Here is a 1,580-nt window from a genome sequence, read left to right as displayed (position 1 = left end):
CGGGCGAGCCGCGCGGCGCGGAGCCGCGCGCCCAGCGGGGCGTCGGGGCGGGCGGCCTCGGGCGGTGGCAGGGTGGCAATCACAAGTGTCAACTAGACACTTTACGTTCCAAGGTCAAGAAAAAGGGGCCCGGCGGAGCCGGACCCCTTCCTGTCGCGGTGATGGGCGCAAGGACTTGCGCCTCTGTGCGCAGCGCCTGGAGGGCGGTCGCGCGCGAAGGGTCCGCCTTCGCGCGATCGGGCTCAGCCTTCCCCGCCCGCGCCCCGGCTCCCCTGGATCATCGACAGGAACTCCCGCCGCGTGGAGGCATCGTCGCGGAAGGCGCCGAGCATGCGGGACGTCACCATGGACACGCCCGTCTTGTGCACGCCGCGCGTTGTCATGCACTGGTGCACTGCCTCGAACACCACGGCCACGCCCTTGGGCTTGAGCACGTCGTTGATGACGTTGGCGACCTGCGCGGTCAGCTTCTCCTGGATCTGCAGTCGCTTGCCGAAGGCCTCGACCACGCGGGCGAGCTTGCTGATGCCCACGACGCGACCGTTCGGCAGGTAGGCGATGTGCGCCTTGCCGATGATCGGGCACATGTGGTGCTCGCACATGCTCTCCACGCGGATGTCGCGCAGCAGCACCATCTCGTCATAGCCCTCGACTTCCTCGAAGGATCGGGCGAGCAGTTCGACCGGATCCTCTTCATAGCCGCAGAACCATTCGCGATAGGCCTTCGCCACGCGCTTGGGCGTGTCGAGCAGCCCTTCCCGGTTCGGATCGTCCCCGGCCCAGAGCAGCAGGGTGCGGATCGCATCCTCCGCCTGCTCCTGCGTCGGCCGTTGCAGGGAGGAGGCCTTTTCGTCCTCGGGGCGGGCGGCGGGGATGTGGATGTTCACGGGCAAGGGTCTTTCCGGCAGCGCGATGCCAGGCTGGTGGTGCCGTTCGCGGCGGCCGGCCTTCCTGGTCGCGGCTGAGATGGGGGCATGCGCCGGGGGCGCAACCCGGTCCTTCAATGCACCCGTCCGGAAGGCTGGTGCGGGCTGTCCAGGCTGAAGGCGGGGATCGCCACGTCGAAGGCTTCCCCGCTGTCCGGCACCACCATGTGATACGCGCCCCGCATGAAGCCCGAGGCCGTCTGCAGCGGCGTGCCGGAGGTGTATTCGAAGCGCCCGCCCGGCTCGAGCACCGGCTGCTCGCCGATCACGCCCGCGCCATGCACCGTCTGGGTGCGGCCGAGCGCGTCGGTGATCTCCCAGGTGCGGCGCAGCAGTTGCACCGTCTCCCGCCCCGTATTCGCGATCTCGACGCGATAGGCCCAGACATACTGGCCGCGCTCGGGTTCGGACTGGTCGGCAAGATAGAAGGCGCGCACCGAAACGCGGATGCCGCGCGTGGTCGCGCTGAACTCGTCCTTCCTGGCCATGGCCTTTGCCACTCCCCGTAGCCTCACTGAAGCGCCACGGGCGGGGTCTTGTCCATACGCGCCGGTGTCAGGCGCGCCGCATCGCCGCCGCGGCGAGCCCCGCGCCGACCAGCAGCGCGCCCCCGCCGCGGTTGAAGGCGCGCCGGACCGCGGGCCGACATCGGAA

The 1,580-nt window shown here is 69.8% G+C and carries 2 protein-coding genes; both read right to left on the bottom strand.

Annotated elements, in window-relative coordinates; translation table 11 throughout:
* Positions 1-242 precede the first annotated feature (242 nt).
* Positions 243-887 carry a GTP cyclohydrolase I FolE gene (gene folE / locus HW577_RS24800; RefSeq protein ID WP_332837809.1) on the bottom strand — a complete coding sequence of 215 codons (645 nt, stop codon included), beginning with the start codon at positions 885-887 and terminating at the stop codon, positions 243-245.
* A 113-nt stretch (positions 888-1,000) separates the two neighbouring features.
* Complete coding sequence (gene apaG, locus HW577_RS24795) at positions 1,001-1,414, bottom strand: Co2+/Mg2+ efflux protein ApaG (protein WP_198378757.1); 414 nt, start codon at positions 1,412-1,414, stop codon at positions 1,001-1,003.
* Between the last annotated feature and the right edge of the window lie 166 nt (positions 1,415-1,580).

This window comes from Neoroseomonas rubea (genome assembly GCF_016106015.1).
Classification (GTDB): domain Bacteria; phylum Pseudomonadota; class Alphaproteobacteria; order Acetobacterales; family Acetobacteraceae; genus Neoroseomonas; species Neoroseomonas rubea.
The sequence above is the reverse complement of the archived record's forward strand: the minus strand, read 5'-3'. Positions and strand labels throughout refer to the sequence as shown.

Excerpts from the sequence above, each read along its gene's own strand:
- apaG (WP_198378757.1), bottom strand. The coding sequence starts at position 1,414 with ATGGCCAGGAAGGACGAGTTCAGCGCGACCACGCGCGGCATCCGCGTT.